This is a genomic window from Cellulomonas sp. P4_H4 (assembly GCF_056400865.1).
Genome location: NZ_JBFUKL010000001.1, coordinates 1204752 through 1230778, shown reverse-complemented (window position 1 = coordinate 1230778; position 26027 = coordinate 1204752). Strand labels below are relative to the sequence as shown.

The window sequence follows — 26027 nt, the reverse complement described above, 5'->3', positions numbered from 1 at the left end:
TTGAAGCAGCACTGAAGTCGACGGCGGACGCCGGCACGGCGACCGAGGTCCTGGACGAGGACCTGCTCCCGCCCTTCGTCGACTAGCACCCCGCGGGGGTCGCTAGGCTCGCGGCCATCGGCGACGACCGTCGTCGGCAGTCCCGGGGTGAGGTGCCGCGATGGAGCAGGCCACCCGGGCGATCTCGCCCTCCCGTCTGCGGGTCGGTGTCGTCCTCGTCGCCCTCTGGTGGCTGCCCGTCTGGTTGCTCGCTCCGGTGATCGCCGAGCTCTGGGACCTGGACAGCACGGACGTCTGGGTCGCCGTGATCGTCGTCCAGACCATCGTGGGTCTGGTCGGCGTCCTGGTCGCCGGACGACAGGTCGCCCGCATCATGCAGGGTGTCTCGCGCAAGCAGCTCCTCCCCACGGTCTGGCGCGTCCTGCGCCACGGCACGCTCGGCACGGCCGAGCAGCCCTGAAGCCGACGGCGGGCCGCCCGAGTCCGTACGCGCTCGAAGCGCGAGCAGCGCCGCTCCGTGCCAAGGTGACCCGATGGAACGCTCCGACGTCAGCCAGACCGCACAGCGCGTTAACGACCACCCGGCGACGACAGTCCTCGCGCGGCTCGGGTACGTCGCGAGCGGCGTGCTGCACCTGCTGCTGGGGTTCATCGCCGTCCAGGTCGCCTGGTTCGGGTCGTCGAAGAGCGCGGACCAGTCGGGCGCGCTCGCGACGCTCGCGTCCCACCCCCTCGGACAGGCGATGTTGTGGGTCGTCGCGCTCGGGTTCGCCGGGCTCGCGGTGTGGAACGTGACCGAGGCATTCCGCTCGGGCGCGAAGGCCGGGGACCGCGTGAAGTCGGCGTCGAAGGCCGTGCTGTACGTCGTGCTCGCCTGGACGTCACTGAAGTTCGCGCAGGGATCGTCGAGCTCGAGCAGCGACCAGAGCCAGGACTTCACCGCGGACCTCATGGCGAAGCCGGGCGGCCGGGTCCTCGTGGCCGTCGTCGGGCTGGTCGTCATCGGGGTGGCCGTCTACCACGTGCACAAGGGGTGGAAGCGGAAGTTCCTCCAGGACCTGCAGGAGAGCCCGGGACGTTTCGTCGTCGCCGCGGGGCGCTTCGGCTACGTCGCGAAGGGCGTCGCGCTCGCGGTCGTCGGTGCGCTGTTCGTCACGGCTGCCTGGCACGCCCGCCCGGACGAGGCGGGCGGCCTGGACGCGGCGTTCCGCACGCTGGCCGACCAGCCCTTCGGCGCCGTCCTGCTCACGGTGGTCGCCGCAGGCTTCGCGGCCTACGGCGTGTACTCGTTCGGCCGGGCTCGCTACACGCGCACCTGAGGGCTCCGTGCTACTCCGCGCTCACGCGTACGAGGAGCGCACCCGGCCGGACCCGGCACTCGAGCGTGCGGTGGTCGCCGAGCGAATCGCCGTCGAGCTGGGTCGCGGTCGGATGACCCGTGGAGATCCGCACGGCCGTCATCTGGAGCCGCTCGAGGTGTGAGTGCCCCCGACCGGACGTCATGACGGTCAGCACGGTGCGGACCCAGCCCACGAGCCCGCGAGGGGCGACGATGGCGACGTCGAGCAGACCGTCGTCGAGGCTCGCCTCCGGCATGAGCTCGAGACCACCCTGCAGGCGGCCGCTGTTCCCGACGACGACCGTGCGAACCGCTCGCCGGACCGTCGTGCCCTCGCGGGGCTGCACGCGCGCGGTGAAGCCGCCGCCGACGGCCGCCCGAACGCCTGACACCAGGTAGGCCGGCCAGCCGACGGCGCCCTTCAGACGCTCGTTGGCGCTGTCCATGGCCTCGGCATCCAGCCCCATCCCCGCCATGACCAGGAACACGTGCTCCTCGTCCGAGCCGTCGACCCTCAACCCGCCGACGTCGATCCGCCGCGTCCGACCGGTCAGTGCGACCTCGAGCGCGTCCTCGAGACTGTCGATCGACAGCTCCAGGGCGCGGGCGAGCAGGTTGCCCGTGCCGCCCGGCAGCAGACCCAGCGGGACGTCACCACCGGCCAGCACCTCGCCCACGGCGCGGACCGTTCCATCGCCACCCAGCGCACACACCAGGTCGGCACCCTGCGCGAGCGCGTCGCGCGCCTGTCCCCCGCCCGGGTCCTCCTCGGTCGTCTCGAGCCAGATCGGACGCTCCAGCCCGTGGCCCGCGCAGACCTCGTCCACGAGGTGCCGCACCTTCTCCGCGTCGTCGAGCTTGGCCGGGTTGGCGACGACTGCGACGCGGGTCACCGGGCGCTCTCGACGGCGTCGACGGTGGTGGCCTGTTCTGCCGAGCGAGGCGACCGGCGCAGGTAGTTCCACGCCAGCACCACGCACACGAGGCCGTTCAGCACACCCATGGTGACGTCGCTCAGGTGGTGCATCCCGCGGTACAGGCGGGAGTACACGACGAGCATCGGGAGGATCAGCAGGATCACCGTCACGCTGACACGCACCCAGGTGCGCTCCACACGCTGCACCATCAGCGCGAGCGTCAGGTACAGGGCCGTCGAGGCACCGGAGTGACCGCTCGGGTAGCTCGACGTCGGCGGCGCCTCGTCCAGCATCTCGACGTCCGGCCGTTCACGTCCGACGACGAGCGCAGCCAGCATGAACACGGCAGCCTGCACGGCGATCGCGATCGCAGGGATGATCGCGTACCACCACTGCCGCGTGCGCCACCAGACCAGGCCGACGACGACGACGCAGATCCCGATGACGGTCTCGGTGGTCCCGATCTGGCTCCACACGAGCGTGAGCCTGTCCAGCAGGTCGGTGCGCTGCTCCACGAACCACTCGTTGACCGCGACCTCGCGCTCGCCGAGCTCCGCCAGCGGGCCGGTGAGCAGCAGCCCGACACCGACGACCACCAGGAAGAGCACGATCGCGGGGAGCCCCACGCGGACCCCCAGGTCACGACGCACCTCGCGCCCGGTAGGCCGGGACGGGTCGTTCACGTAGCGATCCAGGTCGAGCATCATCGGGCGACCTCCGTCGACGTCGACTGCGACTCCGGGCCGGCCCCGTCATGCGACGACCACCCCCGGTACCCGAGGTACGAGGCGAGCACGATCCCGACGCCGAGGATGATGCCCGCGACGACGTCCGACGGGTAGTGCGCGCCGAGCAGGACCCGGTCGAGCGCCGTGAGGACCATGAGCAGCGCGGCCCCGACGACTGCGGTGACCCGTAGCGCACGGCTGCGCAGGACCGGCCAGACGAGCAGGACGAGGGCCGTCGTCATGGCTGCGGTGTTCGCAGCGTGACCGGACGGGAAGGAGTAGCCCGGGGCGTGCGCGATCGGGTCGTCCAGCACGGGCCGAGCCCGGCGAGCGACCTCCTTCGCCAGGTTCGCGAAACCCCACGCGGTGAGGATCGTCACGAGCGCCCACAGCACCCGGGTCGTCATCCGGGTCCGCCACCAGACGACGAGGCAGAGCGCCGCGACCGGCACGAACAGGTGCACGCCCTCGAACGCCCACTGCCACGCGAACAAGGCGTCCACCAAGGCGGGCCGGGTCGCCGCGAACGACGTCGCTGCGGCAACCGCCCGCTCGTCGAACCCCACGAGCGGGTCCCACTTGTCTCGGGTCAGCACTCCCAGGACGAGCAGGGCGGCCGCCGTGGCCGCACCCGCGAGCACGGCGCGCGAGAGCCTGCGGGCGCGGCCGGCGGCGATCGTCGTGGCACGCGAAGCCCGTGGATCCGGGTGCGCGGGGCGAAGGATGGTGCGGCTCATCCGAAGAACGCTGCCACAGCCGACCGGTTGCGGCCCGTCGAGCGGACGGGTTCACCCAGCGGGTTCGGTCAGAGGCCGACCATGGCCATGCCGGCCTCGTTGTACCGGTTGCCCGCGACACCGACGGTCGCGGCGAGGTGGTCCAGGGTCGAGCGGTCGTCGGCCGAGAGCGCGACGGCGGTCGCTGCCGCGTTCTCCTCCACACGCTCCAGGCGACGCGTGCCGGGGATCGGCACGATCCACGGCTGCTGGGCCAGTAGCCATGCGAGGGCGACCTGTCCCGGGGTCGCACCGCGGGCCTCCGCGAGGGCGCGGACGTGGTCGACGAGCGTCGCGTTCGCGTCGCGGTTCTCGGCGCTGAACCGCGGGACGCGCTGGCGGATGTCGCCGTCCGCGAAGGTCGTCGACGAGTCGACGGTCCCGGTGAGGAACCCCTTGCCGAGCGGGCTGAACGGCACGAAGCCGATGCCGAGCTCGGCGCACGTCGGCAGCACCTCGGGCTCGGGGTCGCGCGTCCACAGGGAGTACTCGGACTGGACGGCCGTCACCGGGTGGACGGCGTGCGCACGCCGGATGGTCGCCGCTCCCGCCTCGGACAGGCCGAAGTGGCGGACCTTGCCGGCCGCCACGAGCTCGGCGACCGTCCCGGCGACGTCCTCGATCGGGACGGCCGGGTCGACCCGGTGCTGGTAGAAGAGGTCGATCGCCTCGACGCCGAGACGCTGGAGCGACGCGTCGGCCACCGCCCGGATCTGCTCGGGGCGGCTGTTGGTGCCCTGCATGGCACCGTCGACGATGTTCCACCCGAACTTGGTCGCGACGACGACCTGGTCGCGCACGGGTGCCAGGGCTTCGCCGACGAGCTCCTCGTTGACGTACGGGCCGTAGACCTCGGCGGTGTCGAAGAACGTGATCCCCCGGTCGACGGCGCCGCGCAGCACGCCGATCATGTCCTCACGGCTGCCGGGGTTGGGGCCGTAGCTCATGGACATGCCCATGGCACCGAGCCCGATCGCTGAGACCTCGAGCCCCTGTCCGAGAGTGCGTACGTGCATGGTGATACCTCCGGGGTCTGCGCCGTCAGGCGGTCGTCGTCGTGGGGTCCAACAGGTCGGTGAGCTCGGTCGCGGCCCAGCTGGCGAGCATCTGCAGCGCGTCGGCGCTCGGCGTGCCGGGCGCAGCGGTGTAGACGAGCATCGTGAGCCCCGGCGCCTGGGCGATCGGCAGGGTGTCGTACATGAGCTCGAGGCGTCCGACGACCGGGTGCTCGATCTTCTTGGCGCCGCCCCGGTGCTCGTGCACGTCGTGCCGTGCCCACCGGCTGCGGAAGTCGTCGCTGCGCGTGGACAGCTCACCGACGAGGTCGTGGATCGCCTTGTCGTGCGGGTACTTGCCCGCCTGCACCCGCAGGATGCCGACCGTGTCGTTGGCGGCCTTGTTCCAGTCGACCCAGTAGTCGTGCGCGGACGGGTCGAGGAAGGCGAACCGCGCGTGGTTGGCCGGTCGCCCCTCGGTGTACGACGGACCCGAGAACAAGGGCGCGTACAGCGCTCGTCCGAGCGGGTTGGTCGCCAGGATGTCGAGCCGGTCGTTGCGGACGACGGCCGGCGCGCCGGTCATGGCGTCGAGCATCACCTGGACACTGGCTGGTACCGCGGGCGTCGACCTGCGTCGGACGCGGGTGGGCCGAGGCCCGGCGGCGCGAGCGAGGTCGAGCAGGTGTCGACGCTCCGTCTCGTCGAGCTGCAAGGCGCTCGCGATGGCATCGAGGACCGAGTCGGAGACGCCGGCGAGGTGACCTCGTTCGAGCCGGACGTAGTAGTCGGAGGACACCCCGGCGAGCATCGCGACCTCCTCACGACGCAGCCCGGGCACGCGCCGGTTGGCACCGTAGGCGACCAGCCCGGCCTGCTGCGGGGTCAGCCTCGCCCGGCGCGACGACAGGAAGTCGCGGATCTCGTCGCGGTTGTCCATGGTCCGACGCTATGCCCGGGCGCACGTGCCAGGGAGGTCCTGCCAGTACCTGTGACGGCAGGGACTCCCTGGCTAGGTCCACTGCGGGTCGCATGGACGCAGTCCCCAGACGGCGCCGGCGACGTGCGGGTCGAGTCCGTGCCCGACCCCACGATCCAGCAGCCGACCGACGCCGTCGTCCGGGTCGTCCGCGCCGTGAAGTGGCGGGAGCGCGAGGGCCGCGCACCGGTGTGGCGCCCTGTCCCGGGCGTGGTCGGGACAGGGCGCCACCGGGCGTCCGGTCAGGCGGTTGCTCGTGTTGTGGTGGCGAGGAGGTCGTGGGCGGTGGTGGTGATGCCGTGGGGGCTGATGCCGAAGTGGTCGAGGAGCCAGGTGGCTGATCCGGTGGGGGCGAAGGTGTCGGGGACGCCGACGAAGCGCATGGGCACGGGGTGGTGTTGCACGACGAGCTCGGCGACGGCGCCGCCCAGGCCGCTGGTGAGGGCTTCCTCGACGGTGATGATCCCGCCGGTCTCGCGCGCGGCGGCCAGGATGGCGTCCTGGTCGAGGGGTTTGATGGTGGGCATGGACAGCACCCGGGCGTGGATGCCGTGCTCGGCGAGCAGGTCGGCGGCCTGCAGGGTGCGTGAGACGACGGTGCCGGTGGCGATCAGGGTGAGGTCGTTCCCCTCGCGCAGGGTGACCGCGCGTCCGGGGACGAACTGGTAGCCGTCGGGGTTGACGTCGGGGACGCCCATGCGGCTGATGCGTAGGAACACGGGTCCGTCGTGCTGGGCGGCCCAGCGCACGGCTTGGGCGGTCTCGGTGGGGTCGCTGGGCACGATGACGGTCAGGCCGGGGATGGTGCGCAGCCAGGCGAGGTCTTCGATGGAGTGGTGGGTGGGGCCGAGCTCGCCGTAGGCCATGCCGGGGCTCATCCCGCACAAGACCATGTGGGTGTTGGAGTAGGCGGCGTCGACCTTGATCTGTTCCATCGCGCGCGCGGTCAGGAAGCATGCGGCGGCGGACACGAAGGGGATCTTGCCGCCGTTGGCCAGGCCGGCGGCGACGCCGACCATGTCTTGTTCGGCGATGCCGACGTTGACCAGGCGGTCGCCGAACTGGTCCCCGAACGGGCCGAGCTTGGAGGACCCGACGGAGTCGTTCACGACCGCGACGATGCGCGGGTCGCCCTGCGCGAGCTCGATCAGGGTGGTGACGTAGGCGTCGCGGCAGTCGTGCAGGACCGGGGCGGTGGTGGTGGTCATGGGGTCTCCAGCTCGGCCAGGGCCTGGGTGACCTGGTCCGTGGTGGGGACCTTGTGGTGCCAGGCGACGTTGTCGGACATGAACGAGATCGGGTGGCCCTTGAAGGTGTGGGCGATGATCGCGGTCGGCTTGCCGGAGGTCGCGGGGACGGTCGCGAACGCGTCGGCCAGGGCGCCGTGGTCGTGCCCGTCGACCTGCAGGACGTGCATCCCGAACGCGGCCAGCTTGTCCGGCAGCGGCTCGAGGTCGTTGGTGTCGGCCACCCGGGCGCCTTGTTGCAGGCGGTTGCGGTCGACGATGACGCACAGGTGGTCCAGGTGGTGGTTGCCCGCGGTCATCAGGGCCTCCCAGTTGGACCCTTCCTGCAGCTCACCGTCGCCGACCACCACAAAGGTGCGCCGCTCGGAGTGGTCCAGGCGGCCGGCGAATGCGGTGCCGACGGCGATGGGCAGTCCGTGCCCGAGCGGCCCGGTGGAGGCCTCGACCGCGGCGATCTTGGTCCGGGCGGGGTGCCCGTTGAGCTGGGACAGGGGTTGCATGAAGGTGGCCAGCTGCTCGGGCGGGAGGTAGCCGGCGATCGCGAGGGTCGTGTAGAGGGCGGCGGCGGCGTGCCCCTTGGACAAGATGAACCGGTCCCGGTCCGGGTCGCCGAGCGTCTCGGGGGTGACGTTCATCGTGTGCAGGTAGAGGGTGACCAGGATGTCGATCACGGAGAACTCGCCACCGATGTGCCCCAGCCCCGCGGCGCGGACCATGGCCAGGTCCTGGCGGCGCACCAGCCGGGCCGCCTCGGCCAGGTGGGCGACGACCGCGTCGCGGTCGGCGCCGTCCGGGACCCGTCCCAGGACGGGCAGCAGGTCGGCGGGGGCGGGTGCCTCCAGGTGCGGGATGAGGTCTTCTTCGACGCTCATGCGTCGGCCCGCAGGCAGGAGAACAGCACGTCCTGGATCAGCTTCTGGGCGCCCATGGCGTCCTGGCTGGCCTGGGCGGCGCGCAGGGCGTCGATGTCCAGCTCGTCCAGGGCGCGGTGGATGCCCTTGAGGAACCGGATCGACAGGTTCGCCGCCTGCACGGTGTCCTCGCGGAACGGGAACTGGTCGAGCTGCCAGACCCCTTCCCAGTTGTTGATCTTCAGGGTGTAGAAGAACTCGAAGACCTCGACGGGGTGCACGGTGCCGACGACCATGTCGTCGTCCCAGCTGCGCAGGTTGTCGTTGACGTCCATCGCCCACAACAACCCGTGGTCGATCAGCAGCTGCGCCGCCGCCGCCGGGGACTCCCCACCGAACAGCGCGTGCCCGAAGTCCAGCAGCACCCCCACGTTGTCCACCTCCATCGCCTGGATCCCCAGGACCGTCTTGGCCGCGGAGTCCCAGAACATCTTGTTGCGCGGCTCACGCGGCTTGTACTCGATCACGATCTTGATGTCCGGGTTGGCCAGCGCGAGCTCGCGCATGCCGGACACCGCCAGCTCCCACTGCGTGTGGTGATCCACCTGGAACGGGTAGTCCCAGCCGTCCTGACCCGGCCACACCTTCAAATACTTCGCACCGAGCTCACGCACGACGTCGGCCGCCTCGTTGAGCACGGTGATGGCCTCGGCGCGGATCGCCGCGTCGGGGTTGGTGAACGCCCCCTTGCTGAATCGGCGCATGTAGATCTCCGGCGTCACCCCGATCGCCTCCAGACCGTTCTCCGCCAGCGCCGCCTTCACCTGCTCCACGGTCACGCCCTCCGTGAACGGGTACGGCACGTCCACCACCGACAGGTCCTCGACCGAACCCGCCCGCGCGATCTGCTCCAACGTGGACACCGGCGGCGCATACCCATCCGTGGCATACCGGTCCACGTAGCTGGCGAAGTGCCACAGACCAGCACCGAACTTGGGAAACTTCGAAGGCATTTCTATTCAACTCCGATCAATGATTCACCAATGATGCCACGACGTGCCCAGAGGAGCCAACACGCGGCCCGGTCGCGGGCCGGCCGAGCTGGGATCAGCTCGGCCGGCCCAGGACGGTCAGCCGCCGAGCGCGAAGGACGTGTACTTGTCGACGTTGGAGGAGTCGATCAGGACGCAGTCGATCGACTGCTTCTCGTCCTTGCCGGTGCTGCCCGTGCGGATGAACTCGTCGGCCTGCTCGACGGCCATCGCGGCGATGTCGACGGCCGGCTGCAGACCGGTCGAGATCATCGTCCCGGCCTTGATCGCGGCGGCGGCGTCGGGGCTGCCGTCGAACCCGGCGATGATGACCTTGCCGGTCAGACCTGCAGCGTCCACGGCAGCGACGGCACCGAGCGCCATCGTGTCGTTGCCCGCGATGATGCCCTGGATGTTCGGGTCCTTCTGGAGCAGGGTCTCGACCTTGGTGAAGGCCTCCTGCTGGTCCCAGTTGGCCGTCTCCTGGGTGGTCATCTTCATGTTCGGGTACTGGTCGATGACCGCGTGGTACGCGTCGGAGCGGACGCCGGCGTTGGTGTCCGTCGCCTTGCCGGTCAGCTCGATGTAGTTGCCCGTGCCGTTCATCGCCTTGACGAACGACTCGCCGACGAGGCCGGCGCCCTGAGCGTTGTTCGAGACGATCTGCGCCTTGGCGATACCCGTCTGGTTGATCTCACGGTCGATCAGGAACACCGGGATGCCGGCGTCGGCGGCCTTCTGCACGGCACCGATCGTCACGTCGGCACCGGCGTTGTCGAGGATGATCGCCTTGGCGCCGTTCGAGATCGCCGTGTCGATCAGCTGGCTCTGCTTGTTCGGGTCGTCGTCGTGGGAGTCGGACTGGGTCGTGTAGCCCAGCTCCTCAGCCTTGGCGACGGCCCCGTCGGCCTCGGCCTTGAAGAAGACGTTGTCGTGGGACGGCGTGATCACGGCGATGAGGCCACCCGCCTCACCGCCACCGGCGGCCTCGGTGGCGGAGGCACTGGACCCGGTGTCGTCAGACGAGCCGGAGCAGGCGGCCAGCGCCATTGTCGAGACCGCGGCAATCAGCACCGCGCCATAGCGGAGTTTGCGTCGCATGGAAGTTCCTCCTGAGAGTCGGACCAGCACCTGTCAGTGGGTGCTGGGACTTGCCGCCGCCAGCTCGCGCTTCACACTCTGGGCGGCGACGGCTGCCGCTCGAGCGTCCTTCAACCTCTGCTGACCCTGGTCGAGCATCACGGCGAGGACGATGACCAAGCCCTTGATCACCGTCTGCCAGAAGGTGGAAACGCCCACCATGACCAGTCCGTCAGAGAGGAAGCCGATAACGAAGGCGCCGATGAGAGCGCCCTTCACGGTGCCGCGGCCACCTGCCAGCGAGGCACCACCGATGACCACCGCAGCGATGGCGTTGAGCTCGAACGTGTTGCCCGTCTGCGGCGCTGCCGACGTGAGCTCGGACGCGATGATCAGGCCGGCAGTCGCGGCGCACACGCCGGAGATGATGTAGACGCGCATCTTGACCGACTTCACGGGCACGCCCGCCAGCTGCGCGGCGCGCTCGTTGCCGCCCGTGGCGTACAGGTGACGTCCGAACGCGGTGCGGGTGATCAGGATCCAGATGACGATCGCGAAGGCCACCATGATCCAGATCGCCGTCGGGATGCCGAGCGGCCGGGACACGCCGAGGAACGAGAACCCGGTGTTGCCGGTGGCGGGGTCACCCTGGAGCCGCGGGAACGTCGAGCCGTCAGAGATCAGCAGCGCTGCTCCTCTGGCTATGTACAACGTGCCTAGTGTCGCGATGAACGGAGCGACGTTGAACTTGGTCACGAGCACGCCGTTCAGCGTCCCGACCAGGGCACCGACCGCGAGCGAGATGAGGATGACGACCCACACCGCCGGGTAGGCGGTCGTGTCGAAGATCGACAGCTGCCACCCCTGCAGCATCACGCCGGCGACGACGCCCGACAGACCGACGATGGACCCGATCGAGAGGTCGATCCCGCCCGTGATGATCACGAGCAGCATCCCCAGCGCGAGGATCGCGTTGAAGGCGACGTGCTTGGTCATGGTGATGAGGTTCGTCGGCGTGAGGAACGCGTCCGAGAGGAACGAGAAGATGATGACCAGGACGATCAGGGCGACGAAGGCGCGTTGATCGAGCAGGAACTCACCGACCCCGCGCTTCGTGGTCTGCACGTCTGCGGGCGTCGCCGCCTGCTCCTTGGTGGTCGCGGTCGCCATCTCAGTTGTCCTCGGGGATCGTCGGGGAGTCGGTGTCGATGCGGGCGGTCGCGCCCGCCGCGTCGTCGGGCACGCTGGCGTCGGAGTACGCCATGAGCTGCTCGCGATCGGTCGTACGGGGGTCGAGCTCGGCACTGATGCGACCGCGCGCCATGACCAAGATCCGGTCGCACGCGTGCAGCACCTCGCTGACCTCGCTCGTCGCGAACAGCACGCCGATGCCGTTGCGAGCCTCCTGCGCCATGAGCGCGAAGATGTCGGCCTTCGCGCCGACGTCGATGCCTCGGGTGGGCTCGTCCAGGACGAGCAGCCGAGGTCGGGTGAGCAGCGCCCGCCCGATGACCACCTTCTGCTGGTTGCCACCCGACAGCGAACCGATCGGCGCGTCCTGGCTGGCGGCCTTCACGCGCACCTGCTTCGAGACGTCGTCGATGGCCGCCCGCTCTTCGGTGCGTCGGATGAACGAGCCCGAGACGAAGCGGTTCACGGCGGCCAGGGCCACGTTGCGGCCGACCGTCAGCGCCTGGACCAGACCGTCGCGCTGGCGGTCCTCGGGCACGAGGACCAGGCCCGCGTTGATCCGGTCGGCGACCGACGCGTGGGTCAGGTCGATCTCACCGAGCCTGACGCTCCCCCCGAGGGCGGCGTTGCGGCCCGCCAACGACTCGAGCAGCTCCGTCCGCCCGGCGCCCATCAGCCCGTAGACGCCGACGACCTCCCCGGCGTGCACCGTGAACGTCACGCCTCGCACGGCCAGCCGCTCGGGCGAGTCGGGATCGGCCACGATCAGGTTGTCGACCTCCAGGAGCGGCTCTCCCGGGTCGTGGCTCATCGGCGCGAAGAGCGCGCTCTCGTCGCGGCCCACCATCTGGGCGACGATCCACTTGAGGTCCACGTCCGCCATCGGCGCCTGGGCGACGATGTTGCCGTCGCGCAGCACGACCGCCGTGTCGGCGAGCTCGAGGCACTCGTCGAGGTGGTGCGAGATGTAGATGATCGAGACGCCGCGCGCGGTCAGCTCGCGGATCACCCGGAACAGCACGTGGACCTCGGTCGCGGACAGGGCCGAGGTCGGCTCGTCCATGATCAGGACCCGCGTCTCCTCCGAGAGCGCGCGCGCGATCTCGACCAGCTGCTGCTGCCCGAGGCGCAGCTCGCCGACGAGCGTCGTCGGGTCGAGCGGCTCCTCGAGGTGCTCCAGCAGGGCCCGCGTCGCATCACGCTGCGCGGCGAAGTCGACGAACATGCCCTTCTTGAGCTCACGGCCGACGAAGATGTTGTCCGCGATCGACAGGTTCCCGCAGAGGTTGAGCTCCTGGTGGATGATCGCCACACCGTGCGACACCGCATCCGCAGGCGAGTCGAACGAGACGACCTCCCCGTCGAGCTCGATCGTGCCCATGGTCGGCTGCTCGACCCCCGCGAGGATCTTCATGAGGGTCGACTTGCCCGCGCCGTTCTCCCCGATCAGCGCGGTGACGTGTCCGCGCCGCACCTCGAAGTCCACCCCGCGCAACGCGTGGGTGCCGCCGTAGACCTTGGCGACTCCCCGCGCCCGCAGCACGACGTCCTTGTCGACGACCGTGGGGGCGCTCACGGCTGAACCTCGGCCTCGACCGGGTAGATGGTGATGTGGGTGATGTCGCCACCGGTCGTGGACGTCCAGGCGAAGGCGCCGGTGACGTCGATCGTCTTGCCCAGGAGCGTCGCCGGGTCGAGGTCGCCATAGACGCTCTCGACGGCGTGGTTGTTCAGCTCGATGGCGACCTTCTGGAACTCGGTCTGGTTCGTGAAGTCACCGAAGGCGAGATCCGTGCCGGCATCGCGCAGCGCGGTGTTCGATCCCAGGGGCGGGATGGCGACCCCGACGGTGAGGCCCTCCGGCATGCCCTCGACCTGAAGCCCCATCTCGCCGAACTCACCCTCGACGACCTCGCCCGTCACGGTGGTCGCGAAGCCCCACGGCTTGCCCTCTGCCTCGCGCTTGCCGTACTTCTCGCCGGCAGCGTCCGCATCGGCCACGAGGGCGACGGCGAGTGTGTCGAGCGGCTGCGCGTTGTCGACGATCGTGGGGACGACGACGCTCTCGTAGTTGAGGTCCGCGTACTCGGCTGCCGTGTCCGCCGGCTTCGCGATCGAGCTGGTGGGGACGAACGTCGTGCTCGCCACCGCTGCGACGGCGACGGCGACGCCGACCACGCTCCAGATCACGGACCGCCGACGCCACAACGGCGCCTTGCTCGCGGTTGTCTTCTTGGGCATACCTCTCCTTTGAGTCTGCTGCTTGCTGCGTCGGGTGGGTTCAGTCGGGAGTCGCGAGCCCCCGGGATCTGACGACCGCTCGCTGCCACGCCTGTCGCGCTGGACCGGGATCGGTCGGCTGCGGGTCGAAGCGGGTGGCGGGCTGTGCCGAGTCGGCGTGGTGGCCGAGCGTGCGCCGGGCGAGCGTCGCGGCACCGAGCGCGGAGGCCTCGGGCGCGTCGCCCACCAGCACCGGGCGGGCGAGTAGGTCGGCCTGCGTCTGCATGAGCAGAGGTGACCGGGTGGCGCCGCCGTCGGCGCGCAGGACGTCGATGTGCGCCAGCCCGTCCGACTCGATCGCCTCGACCACGTCGGCGACCTGGTGGGCGACCGACTCCAGCGCGGCTCGGGCCAGGTGCGCCCGCGTCGTCCCGGCGGTCACGCCGAGGAGCAGGCCCTGTGCGGAGCGGTCCCAGTGCGGCGCGCCCAGGCCGGAGAACGCCGGCACGAACGAGACGCCGCCCGAGTCGTCCACGCCGCGGGCGAGCTCCGTCAGGTAGGCGCCGCCCGACGCACCCTCGGGCATGCCCAGCGTCGTCGCCATCCAGTCCAGCGCGGAGCCCGAGGCGATGATGTTGCCCTCACGGGCGTAGGTCGGTGAGCCGCCGACGTGCCACGCGAGCGTCGTGGCGATGCCGGCCGTCGTTCCCTTGCTGGTCGCCATCGGAGCCATGACCGACGAGCCCGTGCCGAACGTCGCCTTGCCGGTCCCTGGCTCGGTGCATCCCTGCTGGTACATCGCCGCATGGGAGTCGGCCATCACCGCCAGCACCGGCAGACCCGCGGGGAGCGGTCCACCCGGCCGTGTGCGACCGAAGCCTGCGTCCGAGCCGCGCACCTGGGCGAGCGCGGTCGCCGGGATCCCGAACAGGTCGAGCAGCTCAGGCCCCCAGGAACACGACTCGAGGTCGAGGAGCAGCGTGCGGGCCGCGTTGCCCAGCTCCGTGAGGTGCTCCCCCGTCAGCGACCAGATCAGCCACGAGTCGATGGTCCCCAGTGCGATGTCCCGGACGTCGACCCCGTCGGACACGGCGCGATCCAGTGCGGCGCGCATCTTCGGCGCGGAGTACATCGCGTCGAGCGACAGCCCGGTCCGCGTGCGCACCGTCGCGGCGACGCTTGGGTTCGAGTCCTCGAGGTCCGCGCACCACGCGGCGGTGCGGGCGTCCTGCCAGCCGAGCACCGGGCCGAGCGGATCGCCCGTGCGCTTGCTCCAGCACACGACGGACTCGCGCTGGTTGGAGATCGAGATGCCTTCGAGCACCACCCCGTCTGCGGCGCGCAGGCAGTCGCGCGCCGCAGCGAGGGTCGCGTCCCGTAGCTGCTCAGCGTCCTGCTCGACCCACCCGGGCCGGGGATGCGAGATCTGCACGGAACGCGACGACGACGCGAGGACCGTGCCTGTCGTCGCGTCGACGAGGAGGACCTTGGTGTTCGTCGTGCCCTGGTCGAGAGCGAGCACAGCGCCGCCTGCGTGGGACGCCTGCAGTGCAGTGGTGTTCACGATCTCCCGATCTTGCATATTCATTCCGCGTTGAATGAAGTACCCTCACCGTAGGAACGGGGCATGATCGTGTCAACTCGCGTTACCGAATCGTGTTGAAGGGAGACCATGAGCGGCGCCATCGTCGTCGTCGGCTCGATCAACGCCGACCTGGTCCTGCAGGTCGCTCGACACCCTCGCCCGGGGGAAACCGTCCTCGGGCGCGAGTCCGTCCTCATGTCCGGTGGCAAGGGCGCCAACCAGGCCGTCGCTGCAGCCAGGCTCGGCGCTCGCGTCGCGATGGTGGGGGCCGTCGGCACCGATCCGAACGCGACCGTGGCCCTCGCCGGGCTGCGTGAGGCGCACGTCGATCTCGAGAACGTGTCGACCGTCCCGGGGAGCACAGGTCTGGCGGTCGTCACCCTCTCGGGCGACGCGGAGAACTCGATCATCGTGATCCCCGGCGCGAACCTCGCGGTGACCGTCGAGGCCGTCGAGGCCGCGCACGACGTGGTCGCCGCGGCCCAGGTCTGTGTGCTCCAGGCCGAGATCCCGCTACCCGCCGTCATCCGGGCCGCCGAGCTCGCTCACGACGCCGGCACGCGCGTGGTGCTCAACGTCGCCCCCGCGACCGAGCTGCCGCCCGAGACGCTGAGACGGGCCGATCCGCTCGTCGTCAACGAGCACGAGGCGGCCGTGATCCTGGGACACCCGATCGACGAACCGGCCGATGCCGCCGCTGAGCTGGCCGCGCTGGGGATCGCCTCGGTCGTGATCACGTGGGGAAGCCGCGGCGCGGTCGTCCTCGATCGTGGGCACCTGAGGTCCGTACCCGCGCGCGTGATCACCCCCCGCGACACCACGGGCGCCGGTGACGCGTTCGTGGGGGCACTCGCCGCCGGCCTCGTCGCGGGTTCGACACTCCTCGAGGCCGCGGAGTGGGCGGCGCGCGTCGCGGCCGCATCCGTCACCCGGCTCGGAGCCCAAGCGTCCTACCCCTGGAAAGGAGACCCGCTTCCATGAAGCGTCGCGGCGTCATCAACGCACCCCTGTCCGCTCATCTGGCGCGGCTCGGCCACACCGACCTCGTCGTGGTCGCGGACGCCGGCCTCCCGATACCCGCGCACGTCCCCGTGGTCGACCTCGCGATCGTCTACGGCGAGCCTCGGTTCACGACCGTTCTCGACGCCCTGCTCGACGAGATCGTCGTCGAGCAGGCGTGGATCAGCGAGGAGGCGGCAGGGCGCCCGGCCGAGGGCTGGATCCGCGATCGGTTGACCGCCCCTGTCGACAGCGTCGCCCACAGCGACCTCAAGGCGATGGTGTCCCGAGCAGGGTTCGTCGTGCGGACCGGCGAGAACTCGGCCTTCGCGAACGTCGTCCTGCGCTGCGGTGTCGGATTCGACATCGACTAGGTGCGGTCGCCCGACGGGTCGCGGATGGGGCCCGGGGTCCGACGCTATGCTGCGGGGCGCATGACACATCGGTGCTGAATGGAACCGAGCGATCCATCAGGGAGGACGACGGTGGCTTTCAGCCGCGGGGGAACCGCGACGAGGCGGGGCGGCCAGAGCGACGAGCAGGTTCGACTCATGGCGAAGATCGCGCGGATGTACCACGAGAAGGGCATGCGCCAGGCGGACATCGCCGCAGAGCTGCACATCTCGCAGCCACGCGTGTCCCGGTTGCTCAAGCAGGCCGTCGAGACCGGTGTCGTGCGCACGACCGTGAGCATGCCGACCGGCGTCCACACGGATCTGGAGGACCAGCTCGAGTCCGCCTACGGGCTCGCGGAGGCGGTCGTCGTCGAGGCCGGAGACTCCGACGGTGACGTCCAGCGTGCCCTGGGCAGCGCTGCGGCGGTGTACCTGGAGACGACGTTCATCGGTGGCGACGAGGTCGGGATCTCGTCCTGGAGCGCGTCCCTGCTGGCCGCCGTCGAGGCCATGCGACCGTCGAGCGGCCAGGTCGTGACCAACGTCGTGCAGCTGGTCGGCGGCGTCGGCGAGCCCCGCGTCCAGGTCGACGCGACCCGGCTGCTCACCCGGCTCGCGTCCGCCACGGGCGCAGCACCGATCTTTCTTCCCGCGCCCGGGCTGCTCGGCACCGCCGAGGCCAGACGCAGCCTGATGGCCGACCCGTCGGTCGAGCAGGTGACCTCGCTCTGGCCCGACCTGACCACGGCCCTCGTGGGCATCGGCGCGCTCGAGCCCTCGCCGCTGCTGCGCCAGAGCGGCAACGGGATCGCCGCGGTGGACCAGAAGAGCCTGAGCGCCGCCGGTGCGGTGGGCGACGTCTGCCTGCGCTACTTCGACGCGGCCGGCGACCTGGTCAGCTCGGAGTTCGACGGGCGCGTCATGGGCATCAGCCCGGAAGCGCTCCGATCGATCCCCCGACGCATCGCCGTCGCGGGCGGGAGCAGCAAGGTCGCCGCGATCCGCGGTGCGCTGCGCGGCGGCTGGGTCAACGTCCTGATCACCGACGTGGACACCGCTCGCGCACTCGTCGAGCAACCGTGACGGGCTCGCGCGTCCAGGACGCGGTCGACGCGATCGCAGCGGGCCGTCCCGTCGTCGTGACCGACCATCCCGGCCGGGAGGACGAGGGCGACCTCGTCGTCGCCGCTCAGCACGCCACCTCGGCGATCGTCGCGTTCATGATGAGCCAGTGCCGCGGGCTCATCTGCGTCCCCCTCACCTCGGAGCGCGCCCGCCTGCTGGAGCTGCCGCCGATGGTGCCGGACAACCAGGAGAGCCTGCGCACGGCGTTCACGGTCTCGGTCGACGCGACGGCCGGCATCACCACGGGGATCTCCGCGGCCGACCGGGCCACCACGATCGACGTGCTGTGGCGACCGGGATCGACCGCCCGGCACCTGGTCCGGCCCGGCCACGTGTTCCCCCTGATCGCACACCCGGACGGTGTCGTCGCGCGCCCCGGTCACACCGAGGCCGCGATCGACCTCGCCGTCCTCGCCGGGCTCGAGCCGGCTGGGGTGATCTGCGAGATCGCGGACCGCGACGGCGTCATGCTGCGAGGCGAACGGCTGCGCCGGTTCTCGCGACGACACTCGCTCGTGCAGGTCTCGATCGACGAGCTCGCCGACCACCTGCGAGCGCTGCACACCTCCGACTGATCCCGGCGCTGCGCGGCGGCGCCGACCTCAGGACCGTTCCTGGTGCTCCACGTGGACGTCCGGCCCGGGGAACACGAGCGCCTCGTGCCCGTCGTCGTACCGGACGAGGAACGGCGGTCCGCCGTCGCTCCCCCGCACCTCCACCACGGTGCCCGTCCGCGGCGCGGCTCCGACGACGCGCCCGTGGACGACCACCTTGTCCCCGACCTCTGCGTGCACGATCCATCACCTCACCTCCAGGCTAGGACGCCGCGCACGTCGTGGCGAGAGCCGGCATGGCGCAGCTCGTGCGCGATCTCTCGTGGTGCTCGGCTCAGCTTCCCGTGGTGAGGATGCCGTCGAGCAGGTTGTCGAGCAGCGCGTCGATGAACGTGGTGGTGATGGGCTCGTCGGGGACCAGCAGGCGGTGGTAGACGGCGCCCCACAGCTGGTCGACGACGACCTGCGGGTCGACTCGGGCGCGGAGCTGTCCGGCCTCCTGGGCGCGCTCCATGCGGACGACCGCGAGGTGTCGTCGTTCCGAGGAGTACAGGGCGCGGTAGGCGATGGCGAGCTCGGCATCGGTCTGGGCAGCTCCGATCAGCTCGGCGAGCAGCCGGCCGGCCGGGGTCTCGCCGACGAGCCGCCCGAAGGCATGGAGCTGCGAGGTGAGGTCGGCCCGGATGTCACCGGTGTCAGGGAAGGCGAGAGTCGGCTCGACGGCGTGGAAGTAGCCGTCGAGCGCGAGCGCACCGCGAGACGGCCACCACTTGTAGATCGTGGTCTTGCTGACCCCGGACAGGCGCGCGACGCGCTCGATGGTGAAGTCCGTGAGCCCCTCCGCCAGCAGCAGCTCGCCGACGGTACGCAGCACGTCGGCGCGCACCTCGTCTGCGGGGCGACGACCACGCCCTCGGCGCGGCGGCGCCTCGGGTGCGGTCTCGATCGCGGTCGCGGACTTCGGTGTGCTGGGCACGGCGGGACTCCTGTCGGCATTCTGGGGCAGTTTAGGTGGGTCGCTCGTCCTAGCCGATGAGCAGGCGGGCGATCAGTCCGTCGCGCAGCTCGAAGCGCATGGGGCCGGTGCCGTTGTAGCCGCCGCCGCTCACCTTGAGCGTGACCACGTAGGTGTCGGGCTTCTCGCTGGTCGTCGCGTCGACGAGCTCGAAGTGGGAATGGGTGCCGATGTTGTCGGTGCGGTCCCAGGAGCGGATGCCGTCGTAGCCGTCGAAGCCACGACCCCAGTCGTCCAGGTGCGCGTCGAGGGTGAACACTGCGACGAAGGCGTCGGAGTCGCCCCGGTTGGTCGCGTCGATGAAGGTGCGGATGGCGGCGGGCAGCTCGATGGTCATGACGATTGGTCCCTCTTCGTGAAGCCTGTTCATGTGGATGCGTCGGGCGGGTTGGCTGGCTGTGAGGCGTCCGCCCGAGTGCTGCTCTGGAGGACTACCCGGCGATCGTCAGGAGGTCGGCGAGGTCGACGCGGGTGAGGAACTCGGCGCGGGCGCGGTCGGCCACCGCCGAGACCTCCTCGGAACCGTCGTCGGCCGGGTCGACGTGCACCCGGTAGGGACGCTCTCCGGCGGGCAGGGCGACGATGCGGGCGATCTCGTCGGAGACCAGCGAGGCATCCGTGCCCTCGGGAGCCAGTGCCGCGAGCCGGCCAGCGACCTGGTCCATCAGCCCGGCGTACCTCGTCTCGTACTCCGCCTCGACCGCGACGTCCTGCGGACGGCCCGCGTGGGCGAAGTGGTTGGTCCCCGAGGTGAAGGAGCCCGGGACCACGATCGTGGTCTCCACACCCCAGCGTGCCAGCTCGGCCGCATAGGACACCGCGAGCGAGTCCATGCCTGCCTTGGCCGCGAAGTACGGCGAGAGGTACGGCGGGGTGCCTCCCTTGACCGAAGAGCTGGAGACCCAGAGCACCAGGCCGGCACGGCGGCGGCGCATGCCCGGCACTGCTGCGCGGTTGACGCGCTGGGTGGAGAGCACGTTCACGTCGTACAGCTCCGCGAGCTGCTCAGGGGTGAACGCCTCGGCGGGGCCGACGACCATGTGGCCGGCGTTGTGGATGAGCACGTCGAGGCGCCCGTGCTCGTCCTCGATCTGCTTGATCGCGGCGTCGACGGAGTCCTGGCTGTTGACGTCCATCTCGATCGCGCGCAGGTCGACTCCGTTCTCGTGCGAGAAGTCGGCGGCGGCCCGGACCTGGGGCGCGTTGCGGCCGGCCGTCTCGCGCATGCCGGCGTAGACGGTGTTGCCGGCCGTCGCGAGGGCTCGGGCGGTGAGGGCACCGAAGCCGCTGGAGGCCCCGGTGATGACGATGATCTGGTTGCTGCTCATGACGACGCTCCTGGAGCTCGAGGCGAGTTCTGGTGAAGGCAGGTCGCGAGGCTCAGGCGAGCCCGCCGTTGGCGTAGATGACCTGGCCGTTGACCCATCGGGCCGGGCCTGCGAGGAAGGCGACCGTCTCGGCGATGTCGTCGGGCTGGCCGAGGCGCTCCAGCGGAGCCGCCTTCGCGAGGTTGGCGATGGTGGACTCGTCCTTGCCGTCGAGGAAGAGCGGCGTGGCGGTGGGGCCGGGGGCCACGGCATTGACGGTGATGTCCTTGCCGCGAAGCTCGCGGGCGAGGATCAGCGTGATGCCCTCGACGGCGGCCTTGGAGGCGACGTAGGCGCCGTAGGTCGGGAAGGACGTCTTGGTGACGGTGGTGGAGAAGTTGATGATCGCGCCGCCGGCTCGAAGCCTGTTCGCGGCGAGCTGGGAGACGACGAACGTTCCGCGGATGTTGGTCCGGTGCATCCGGTCGAGATCGGCCAGGTCGAGCGTGGCGATCGGGCCCAGGAGCATGATGCCCGCGGTGTTGACGACGACGTCGATGCCGCCGAAAGCGGCCGAGGTGGCCTCGAAGGCCGCCGCCATCGCGACCTCGTCGGCCACGTCGCCGCCCACCGCGATGGCCCGGCCGCCCTTGCCGGCGACCTCGGCGACGATCGCCTCGGCCTTGGCGGCGTTGCCGGCGTAGTGGACCGCGACGGCGAAGCCGTCCGCCAGGAGGCGATCGACCACGGCACGGCCGATGCCGCCCGAGCCGCCGGTCACCAGTGCGACACGGCCGGTGCTGGAAGTGCTGTTCATGGTGGATGTCCTCCTCATCGACGCCGTCCTAATGGACGACGAGTGCATATCCCCACTATATGAACGTCTGGTCCATTTCTGCAAGCCCCGCACGCTCGCGAGATCGGCATCGAAGGTCGCGGGAGACCGGGACTTCCTGCCCTAGACAGCGGGTGCTGCCGCGCGAGGATGCTGGTTCTCAGGGGATCCCCCCGCAGACCAGGGGCACAAACAGGTGCTCGCTGGCCGCTTGGCGTGGACGCCCAGCGAATCAGAGAAGCTTCATCCACACGGTCGACCGAGAGGTTCGTCTCATGTCCGCCAACACCCAGGATCCGGCCGGACCTGCTGTGGTCCCGCAGCCGGATGCCATCGCGTCGGCGCGGGGTCTGGTGAAGGTCTACGGCCAGGGTCAGACAGCGGTACGGGCGCTCGACGGCGTCGACGTCGACCTCGTCCGAGGAGAGCTGACCGCGATCATGGGTCCGTCCGGCTCGGGCAAGTCCACGCTGATGCACTGCCTCGCCGGGCTCGACCGTCCGACGCAGGGCACGGTCCTCGTCGATGGTGCCGACGTCGGCCGGCTCTCCGAACGCGGACTGACCAAGCTGCGCCGCACCAGGATCGGGTTCGTCTTCCAGGCCTACAACCTGGTGCCGACGCTGACCGCGCTGGAGAACATCACCCTGCCGCTCGACATCGCACGGCGGCCCGTCGACCGCGAGCACCTCGACCTGGTCGTCGACACCCTCGGCCTGAAGGACCGGCTCGGCCACAAGCCGAGCGAGATGTCCGGTGGCCAGCAGCAGAGGGTCGCGTGCGCCCGGGCGCTCGTCGCGCGACCGGCCGTCGTGTTCGCCGACGAGCCGACCGGCAACCTCGACTCGTCCTCCGCCGCCGAGGTGCTCGGGTTCTTGCGGCGCAGCGTCGACGAGCTCGGCCAGTCGGTCGTCATGGTCACGCACGACCCCACGTCGGCCGGCTACGCGCACCGGGTGCTGTTCCTGGCCGACGGGCGGATCGTCGACGAGCTGCGCGACCCGACCCGCGAGGCCGTTCTCGACGTGCTCCGCGGCCTGTCCAGCCCGCGCGACCAGAGCGCCGCCCTTGCCACGTCGACCGCGGGGGCGCCGTCCTGATGGTCCGCGTCGCGCTGCGCAACATCCGCGCCCACCTCGTGCGGTTCCTCCTCTCCGTGCTCGCCGTGGCGCTCGGCGTCGCGTTCGTGGCCGGGACGTTCTCGCTGCGCACGATGCTCGACTCGACGTTCTCGGACATCGTGTCCACCACGACCGTCGGCGACGCGTACGTGCGTGGGGCGCACGAGTCCGGAATCGTGACGTCCACCGCGTCCTCGCTCAGCGGCGCGGTCCGCGTCCCGGTGCCGCTCACGCTGGTCGACGACCTCGACAGGGTGGACGGCGTCGACTTCGCACTGCCCGACCTCACCGGGTCGGTCGTCCTGGTGGGCGCCGACGGCACAGCCGTGCAGAGCACCCAGGCGCCGAGCTTCGGGCTCGCGTACGACGCCCGCGACCCGTCCGGCCACCTCGTGGACGGCGTCGGCCCCACGGCACCCGACGAGATCGCGCTCGAGTCGGCCACGCTGACCTCCTCGGGCCTGCTCCTGGGCGAGACGACGAGCATCCTCGTGGGCGGAGAGCTCCGCACGGTGCGCGTCGTCGGGGAGATCGGCTCCGACACCGCGTTCGCCGGCGCGACGATCTCGTTCCTCGACCCGGCGACCGCCCTCGCGGACTTCGCGCCCGACGGCGTGGTCCCGACGATCGCGGTCTACGCGCGGGACGGCGTCAGCGAGGACGAGCTCGTGCGGAACCTCGCGCCCGTCGTCGACACGGTGGACGCCGAGGCCATCCCCGGCGACCAGATGCGCGCCGAGACGACCGACGAGGTCGCGTCGCAGATCGGGTTCGTCACGACGTTCCTGCTGATGTTCGCGGCGATCTCGCTGTTCGTCGGCGCATTCATCATCGCCAACACCTTCTCGATGTCGGTCCGTCAGCGGATGCGCGAGTTCGCCCTCCTGCGTGCGGTCGGCGCCTCGCCCGCGCAGGTGTTCACCTCGATCGTGGTACAGGCAGCCGTCGTCGGCGCGGCAGGCGCCACGATCGGCGTCGCCGGCGGCCTCGGCCTCGTGTTTCTCCTGCGTGGCCTCCTCGGCCGGGCGGGCATGGACCTGACGGGCGAGATCCCGTTGGATGCGTCCACGGTCGTCCTGTCGGTCCTCGTCGGTGTGCTGGTCAGCGTCGTCGCGGCCGCGCTCCCCGCCCGCCGTGCAGCGCTCGTGCCCCCGGTCGAGGCCTTGCGGGACGACGTCACCGTGCCGGAGCGGTCCCTGCGGCGGCGCGCCGTGCTCGGCACCAGCCTGCTCGTCCTCGCGGCGGCGGGGGTGTCGTGGGCAGTCCTGCGGCCCGACTCAGGGTCGGCCCAGCGACTCCTCGGCCTCGGCGCCGTGGCGGCGGTCGTCGGCATGCTCGCTGTGGCGCCGGTGCTCGCTCGCTCGGTGCTGCGTGTGCTCGGTGGGGTGTTCCTGCCGCTGCGCCCGGTGGGTCGGCTCGCGCGTGGCAACGTCATGCGCAACCCCCGCCGTACGGCGAGCACGGCGGGCGCGCTCATGATCGGCATGGCGCTCGTCGGCGGTGCCGCGGTGGTCGCGGCGACCGCCCAGGCCTCGACCCGCACGATCATCGACCAGGAGTCGGACGGTGACTTCATCCTGCAGTCGGCGGTCCTGTCGTCCATCCCGAGGGAGGCGGTCGACGCTGTTCGGGCCCTTCCCGGCGTGCTGGCCGCCGATGCGGGCGCGGTGGGGGACGTCGCCGCACAGCACGCCGGCGACGGCACGGTCCCGGTGTCCGTCGCCGGGATCGACCCGGCGGCGATCGGGCGCAGCCTGACCATCGAGGCGCTCGAGGGGTCGTTCTCGGACGCGCTGGCGACGGGCGAGGTCGCCGTGCAGCGCACCGCTGCCGAGAGCAACGGGTGGGCGCTCGGCGACGAGCTGACGCTCACCGGCCAGACCCGGCAGCGTTCGGTCCGGATCGGCGCGATCATCGACTCGCATGCGATCGGCGTGCCGCTGACCGCGAACCAGGACCTGCTCGACGACCTCGTGACGCCCGTCCAGCAGCGGGTGGCGACGGTCTTCATCACGGCGACGCCGGACGCCGACCTCGAGGCGCTGCGCGCCGACGTGACGGCGGTGGTCAGGCCGTACGTCGTGATCACCGTGATGGACGCGCAGGGCTTCGTCGACAAGCTGGCCGACCAGGTGAACCAGATCCTGGTGGTCCTGTACGCGCTGCTCGGGCTGTCACTGGTCATCGCGGTGCTCGGGATCGTCAACACCTTGGCCCTGTCCGTGATCGAGCGCACCCGTGAGATCGGACTGCTGCGCGCCGTCGGGCTCGGACGCCTCCAGCTCGGCGCTACCGTCACCGTCGAGTCGATCCTCACCGCCGTGTTCGGCACGGTCGTCGGTCTGGCCGTCGGCATCGGCCTCGCGTCCGCACTGCCGACCGTCTTCGCCGACGAGGGCCTGAGCGAGCTGTCCATCCCGTGGGGAAGCCTGGTCGCGATGGTCGCTCTCGCGATCGTCGTGGGGGTGCTGGCGGCGGTCTGGCCGGCGGCGCGGGCGGCACGGCTGGGAGTGCTCGACGCGATCAGCTCGGAGTAGCGAGACGGCGCGGCCACGGAGCTGCTCGGCCGCTCGCGATGTCGAACTGGTTGGCGGACCTCCATCACGGGGTCCCGGTGCGCGCCCTTCCACACGAATCGGGCAAACTTCCGTGCCTCACGTCTTGACTTATGCGCCGATTGCGCAGAACCTTCGAAGGTCCGCATCGAGGAGCCAACGGTGGCTCCGATCGAAGGAGTGATGGCGTTGCGATGGATAAAGAGGTCCACTGCCGGACGACTGGCAATTGTCGCGGTGACGACGGTGGCGATGACGCTGGGCGTCGCAGGAGCCGCGACGGCCGGGTCGCGCGGCGACTCACAGAACGTGCACCGCGTCGCGAACCAGTCGATCAGCGTCCAGCTGTTCAACTTCTTCGCGTACATCGGCTTCGACGCGTCTCCCGGGGCCCAGGCACGTCAGGAAGAGGTGTTGAGCAGGCTGTCCGCGGCGGGCTACCGCAACGTTGAGCCGGTCGACTACACGAGCTTCCAGGGCCTGGGCGCGAGCCAGTACCGGACGCTGCTGGACAAGTACGGCCTGAAGGCGTCGGCCCTGCACACGTCGATCAGCATGGCCACGACCGACGAGGAGTGGCAGGCGAAGCTCGCGATCGCGAAGACGATCGGATCGCCGTACGTCGGCGCAGGCGCGGACCCACGGACGTTCACCACGGCCGCCGAGTGGATCGCGTTCGCAGAGAAGATCGACCACTTCGGGGAGCTCGCACGCAAGCAGGGCCTGCGATACATGGTCCACTCCCACGACTGGGAGTTCGCGCCGGTCGAGGGCACGACGGGCTACGACATCCTCCAGGAGTACACGAACCCGAACAACGTGGTCTTTGAGCTCGACCTGTACTGGGTCACGAAGGCCGGAGTCGACCCGGTGAGCGTCATCGAGCGGTACGGCGACCGGATCAAGCTGTTCCACGTCAAGGACATGGCGACCGACGGTTCCATCACCACGGTCGGCGAGGGCACGATCGACTTCCCGCGGATCTTCGCGGCGGCAGGGAACGCCGTGCGTTACTACGTCATCGAACGCGACCCGCCGTTCACCGACCCGACGTACGACCCGTTCGGTCCGAGCCTCGCTGGCCTGCAGTACCTGCAGACCGTGCGGTTCTGACCTCCCAGCTCCCCCGTCAGCCAGAGGTGGGTCCGTCCTCGTCCGGACGGACCCACCTCTGTTCGGTGG

General features: G+C 70.5%; 27 protein-coding genes. 9 read left to right on the top strand and 18 right to left on the bottom strand.

What is annotated here, in order from left to right; all coding sequences use genetic code 11:
• Positions 1-160: 160 nt before the first annotated feature.
• On the top strand, positions 161-460 hold the full coding sequence (locus AC1DPN_RS05830; protein ID WP_477083745.1) for a hypothetical protein: 300 nt from the start codon (positions 161-163) through the stop codon (positions 458-460).
• Positions 461-533: 73 nt separating this feature from the next.
• A complete protein-coding gene (locus AC1DPN_RS05825; protein WP_477083744.1) occupies positions 534-1319 on the top strand; it encodes a DUF1206 domain-containing protein in 786 nt (261 codons plus the stop codon).
• Positions 1320-1329: 10 nt separating this feature from the next.
• Here AC1DPN_RS05825 and AC1DPN_RS05820 read toward each other — a convergent pair whose 3' ends face one another.
• The 13 genes from AC1DPN_RS05820 to AC1DPN_RS05760 form a co-directional block, all read right to left on the bottom strand.
• On the bottom strand, positions 1330-2232 hold the full coding sequence (locus AC1DPN_RS05820) for a diacylglycerol/lipid kinase family protein (RefSeq protein WP_477083743.1): 903 nt from the start codon (positions 2230-2232) through the stop codon (positions 1330-1332).
• Positions 2229-2963 (bottom strand): phosphatase PAP2 family protein, encoded by a 735-nt coding sequence (locus AC1DPN_RS05815; RefSeq protein WP_477083742.1) that lies wholly within the window; start codon positions 2961-2963, stop codon positions 2229-2231. Before AC1DPN_RS05815 ends, AC1DPN_RS05820 begins: the two co-directional genes overlap by 4 nt.
• Positions 2960-3721 carry a phosphatase PAP2 family protein gene (locus tag AC1DPN_RS05810; protein WP_477083741.1) on the bottom strand — a complete coding sequence of 254 codons (762 nt, stop codon included), beginning with the start codon at positions 3719-3721 and terminating at the stop codon, positions 2960-2962. Before AC1DPN_RS05810 ends, AC1DPN_RS05815 begins: the two co-directional genes overlap by 4 nt.
• 68 nt (positions 3722-3789) lie before the next feature.
• Entirely contained in the window at positions 3790-4776 is a 987-nt protein-coding gene (locus AC1DPN_RS05805; RefSeq protein ID WP_477083740.1) for an aldo/keto reductase, read from the bottom strand.
• A 25-nt stretch (positions 4777-4801) separates the two neighbouring features.
• Entirely contained in the window at positions 4802-5695 is an 894-nt protein-coding gene (locus tag AC1DPN_RS05800) for a helix-turn-helix transcriptional regulator (protein WP_477083739.1), read from the bottom strand.
• 281 nt (positions 5696-5976) lie between these two features.
• The gene (locus AC1DPN_RS05795) at positions 5977-6942 is read right to left on the bottom strand and encodes a transketolase family protein (RefSeq protein WP_477083738.1); all 966 of its coding nucleotides are present in this window, start codon (positions 6940-6942) and stop codon (positions 5977-5979) included.
• Positions 6939-7853 (bottom strand): transketolase, encoded by a 915-nt coding sequence (locus AC1DPN_RS05790; RefSeq protein ID WP_477083737.1) that lies wholly within the window; start codon positions 7851-7853, stop codon positions 6939-6941. Before AC1DPN_RS05790 ends, AC1DPN_RS05795 begins: the two co-directional genes overlap by 4 nt.
• Complete coding sequence (locus AC1DPN_RS05785) at positions 7850-8845, bottom strand: sugar phosphate isomerase/epimerase family protein (protein ID WP_477083736.1); 996 nt, start codon at positions 8843-8845, stop codon at positions 7850-7852. The genes AC1DPN_RS05790 and AC1DPN_RS05785 overlap by 4 nt, the downstream gene beginning before the upstream one ends.
• A gap of 117 nt (positions 8846-8962) precedes the next feature.
• Positions 8963-9964 (bottom strand): substrate-binding domain-containing protein, encoded by a 1002-nt coding sequence (locus AC1DPN_RS05780; protein WP_477083735.1) that lies wholly within the window; start codon positions 9962-9964, stop codon positions 8963-8965.
• A 33-nt stretch (positions 9965-9997) separates the two neighbouring features.
• On the bottom strand, positions 9998-11113 hold the full coding sequence (locus AC1DPN_RS05775) for an ABC transporter permease (protein ID WP_477083734.1): 1116 nt from the start codon (positions 11111-11113) through the stop codon (positions 9998-10000).
• 1 nt (position 11114) lies between these two features.
• Positions 11115-12710 carry a sugar ABC transporter ATP-binding protein gene (locus tag AC1DPN_RS05770; RefSeq protein ID WP_477083733.1) on the bottom strand — a complete coding sequence of 532 codons (1596 nt, stop codon included), beginning with the start codon at positions 12708-12710 and terminating at the stop codon, positions 11115-11117.
• Positions 12707-13375, bottom strand: a complete 669-nt coding sequence (locus tag AC1DPN_RS05765) for a DUF2291 family protein (RefSeq protein ID WP_477083732.1) — start codon at positions 13373-13375, stop codon at positions 12707-12709. Before AC1DPN_RS05765 ends, AC1DPN_RS05770 begins: the two co-directional genes overlap by 4 nt.
• Before the next feature lie 40 nt (positions 13376-13415).
• Positions 13416-14918, bottom strand: a complete 1503-nt coding sequence (locus AC1DPN_RS05760; RefSeq protein ID WP_477083731.1) for an FGGY-family carbohydrate kinase — start codon at positions 14916-14918, stop codon at positions 13416-13418.
• A 108-nt stretch (positions 14919-15026) separates the two neighbouring features.
• Between AC1DPN_RS05760 and AC1DPN_RS05755 the strand changes: the two genes are divergently transcribed.
• The 4 genes from AC1DPN_RS05755 to ribB all read left to right on the top strand — a co-directional run bounded on the left by AC1DPN_RS05755 (position 15027) and on the right by ribB (position 18033).
• Positions 15027-15920, top strand: coding sequence for a ribokinase (locus AC1DPN_RS05755; RefSeq protein ID WP_477083730.1), 894 nt, complete (start codon positions 15027-15029; stop codon positions 15918-15920).
• Positions 15917-16312 (top strand): D-ribose pyranase, encoded by a 396-nt coding sequence (rbsD, locus tag AC1DPN_RS05750; protein ID WP_477083729.1) that lies wholly within the window; start codon positions 15917-15919, stop codon positions 16310-16312. The genes AC1DPN_RS05755 and rbsD overlap by 4 nt, the downstream gene beginning before the upstream one ends.
• Positions 16313-16489: 177 nt before the next feature.
• The gene (locus tag AC1DPN_RS05745; protein WP_477083728.1) at positions 16490-17416 is read left to right on the top strand and encodes a sugar-binding transcriptional regulator; all 927 of its coding nucleotides are present in this window, start codon (positions 16490-16492) and stop codon (positions 17414-17416) included.
• A complete protein-coding gene (gene ribB / locus AC1DPN_RS05740; RefSeq protein ID WP_477083727.1) occupies positions 17413-18033 on the top strand; it encodes a 3,4-dihydroxy-2-butanone-4-phosphate synthase in 621 nt (206 codons plus the stop codon). The genes AC1DPN_RS05745 and ribB overlap by 4 nt, the downstream gene beginning before the upstream one ends.
• Positions 18034-18060: 27 nt before the next feature.
• On the opposite strand, the gene AC1DPN_RS05735 is transcribed toward ribB, so the two are convergent.
• The 5 genes from AC1DPN_RS05735 to AC1DPN_RS05715 form a co-directional block, all read right to left on the bottom strand.
• The gene (locus AC1DPN_RS05735; RefSeq protein WP_477083726.1) at positions 18061-18252 is read right to left on the bottom strand and encodes a DUF1918 domain-containing protein; all 192 of its coding nucleotides are present in this window, start codon (positions 18250-18252) and stop codon (positions 18061-18063) included.
• A 94-nt stretch (positions 18253-18346) separates the two neighbouring features.
• Entirely contained in the window at positions 18347-18988 is a 642-nt protein-coding gene (locus tag AC1DPN_RS05730) for a TetR-like C-terminal domain-containing protein (protein WP_477083725.1), read from the bottom strand.
• Positions 18989-19037: 49 nt separating this feature from the next.
• Complete coding sequence (locus AC1DPN_RS05725) at positions 19038-19364, bottom strand: nuclear transport factor 2 family protein (protein WP_477083724.1); 327 nt, start codon at positions 19362-19364, stop codon at positions 19038-19040.
• 94 nt (positions 19365-19458) lie between these two features.
• Positions 19459-20355, bottom strand: coding sequence for an SDR family oxidoreductase (locus tag AC1DPN_RS05720; protein ID WP_477083723.1), 897 nt, complete (start codon positions 20353-20355; stop codon positions 19459-19461).
• A 52-nt stretch (positions 20356-20407) separates the two neighbouring features.
• Positions 20408-21151 carry an SDR family oxidoreductase gene (locus AC1DPN_RS05715; RefSeq protein WP_477083722.1) on the bottom strand — a complete coding sequence of 248 codons (744 nt, stop codon included), beginning with the start codon at positions 21149-21151 and terminating at the stop codon, positions 20408-20410.
• Positions 21152-21444: 293 nt separating this feature from the next.
• On the opposite strand from AC1DPN_RS05715, the gene AC1DPN_RS05710 reads away from it, so the two are divergent.
• The 3 genes from AC1DPN_RS05710 to AC1DPN_RS05700 all read left to right on the top strand — a co-directional run bounded on the left by AC1DPN_RS05710 (position 21445) and on the right by AC1DPN_RS05700 (position 25958).
• Positions 21445-22269, top strand: coding sequence for an ABC transporter ATP-binding protein (locus AC1DPN_RS05710; RefSeq protein WP_477083721.1), 825 nt, complete (start codon positions 21445-21447; stop codon positions 22267-22269).
• Positions 22269-24827 carry an ABC transporter permease gene (locus AC1DPN_RS05705; protein ID WP_477083720.1) on the top strand — a complete coding sequence of 853 codons (2559 nt, stop codon included), beginning with the start codon at positions 22269-22271 and terminating at the stop codon, positions 24825-24827. The genes AC1DPN_RS05710 and AC1DPN_RS05705 overlap by 1 nt, the downstream gene beginning before the upstream one ends.
• A 270-nt stretch (positions 24828-25097) precedes the next feature.
• Positions 25098-25958, top strand: coding sequence for a sugar phosphate isomerase/epimerase family protein (locus tag AC1DPN_RS05700; RefSeq protein WP_477083866.1), 861 nt, complete (start codon positions 25098-25100; stop codon positions 25956-25958).
• The last annotated feature ends 69 nt before the right edge of the window (positions 25959-26027 follow it).

Excerpts from the sequence above, each read along its gene's own strand:
- AC1DPN_RS05765 (WP_477083732.1), bottom strand. The coding sequence starts at position 13,375 with ATGCCCAAGAAGACAACCGCGAGCAAGGCGCCGTTGTGGCGTCGGCGG.
- AC1DPN_RS05700 (WP_477083866.1), top strand. The coding sequence starts at position 25,098 with ATGACGCTGGGCGTCGCAGGAGCCGCGACGGCCGGGTCGCGCGGCGAC.
- AC1DPN_RS05715 (WP_477083722.1), bottom strand. The coding sequence starts at position 21,151 with ATGAACAGCACTTCCAGCACCGGCCGTGTCGCACTGGTGACCGGCGGC.
- AC1DPN_RS05805 (WP_477083740.1), bottom strand. The coding sequence starts at position 4,776 with ATGCACGTACGCACTCTCGGACAGGGGCTCGAGGTCTCAGCGATCGGG.
- AC1DPN_RS05830 (WP_477083745.1), top strand. The coding sequence starts at position 161 with ATGGAGCAGGCCACCCGGGCGATCTCGCCCTCCCGTCTGCGGGTCGGT.
- AC1DPN_RS05710 (WP_477083721.1), top strand. The coding sequence starts at position 21,445 with ATGTCCGCCAACACCCAGGATCCGGCCGGACCTGCTGTGGTCCCGCAG.
- rbsD (WP_477083729.1), top strand. The coding sequence starts at position 15,917 with ATGAAGCGTCGCGGCGTCATCAACGCACCCCTGTCCGCTCATCTGGCG.
- AC1DPN_RS05720 (WP_477083723.1), bottom strand. The coding sequence starts at position 20,355 with ATGAGCAGCAACCAGATCATCGTCATCACCGGGGCCTCCAGCGGCTTC.
- AC1DPN_RS05745 (WP_477083728.1), top strand. The coding sequence starts at position 16,490 with ATGGCGAAGATCGCGCGGATGTACCACGAGAAGGGCATGCGCCAGGCG.
- AC1DPN_RS05800 (WP_477083739.1), bottom strand. The coding sequence starts at position 5,695 with ATGGACAACCGCGACGAGATCCGCGACTTCCTGTCGTCGCGCCGGGCG.
- AC1DPN_RS05825 (WP_477083744.1), top strand. The coding sequence starts at position 534 with ATGGAACGCTCCGACGTCAGCCAGACCGCACAGCGCGTTAACGACCAC.
- AC1DPN_RS05815 (WP_477083742.1), bottom strand. The coding sequence starts at position 2,963 with ATGATGCTCGACCTGGATCGCTACGTGAACGACCCGTCCCGGCCTACC.
- AC1DPN_RS05785 (WP_477083736.1), bottom strand. The coding sequence starts at position 8,845 with ATGCCTTCGAAGTTTCCCAAGTTCGGTGCTGGTCTGTGGCACTTCGCC.
- AC1DPN_RS05795 (WP_477083738.1), bottom strand. The coding sequence starts at position 6,942 with ATGACCACCACCACCGCCCCGGTCCTGCACGACTGCCGCGACGCCTAC.
- AC1DPN_RS05780 (WP_477083735.1), bottom strand. The coding sequence starts at position 9,964 with ATGCGACGCAAACTCCGCTATGGCGCGGTGCTGATTGCCGCGGTCTCG.
- AC1DPN_RS05705 (WP_477083720.1), top strand. The coding sequence starts at position 22,269 with ATGGTCCGCGTCGCGCTGCGCAACATCCGCGCCCACCTCGTGCGGTTC.
- AC1DPN_RS05775 (WP_477083734.1), bottom strand. The coding sequence starts at position 11,113 with ATGGCGACCGCGACCACCAAGGAGCAGGCGGCGACGCCCGCAGACGTG.
- AC1DPN_RS05725 (WP_477083724.1), bottom strand. The coding sequence starts at position 19,364 with ATGACCATCGAGCTGCCCGCCGCCATCCGCACCTTCATCGACGCGACC.
- AC1DPN_RS05790 (WP_477083737.1), bottom strand. The coding sequence starts at position 7,853 with ATGAGCGTCGAAGAAGACCTCATCCCGCACCTGGAGGCACCCGCCCCC.
- AC1DPN_RS05810 (WP_477083741.1), bottom strand. The coding sequence starts at position 3,721 with ATGAGCCGCACCATCCTTCGCCCCGCGCACCCGGATCCACGGGCTTCG.
- AC1DPN_RS05755 (WP_477083730.1), top strand. The coding sequence starts at position 15,027 with ATGAGCGGCGCCATCGTCGTCGTCGGCTCGATCAACGCCGACCTGGTC.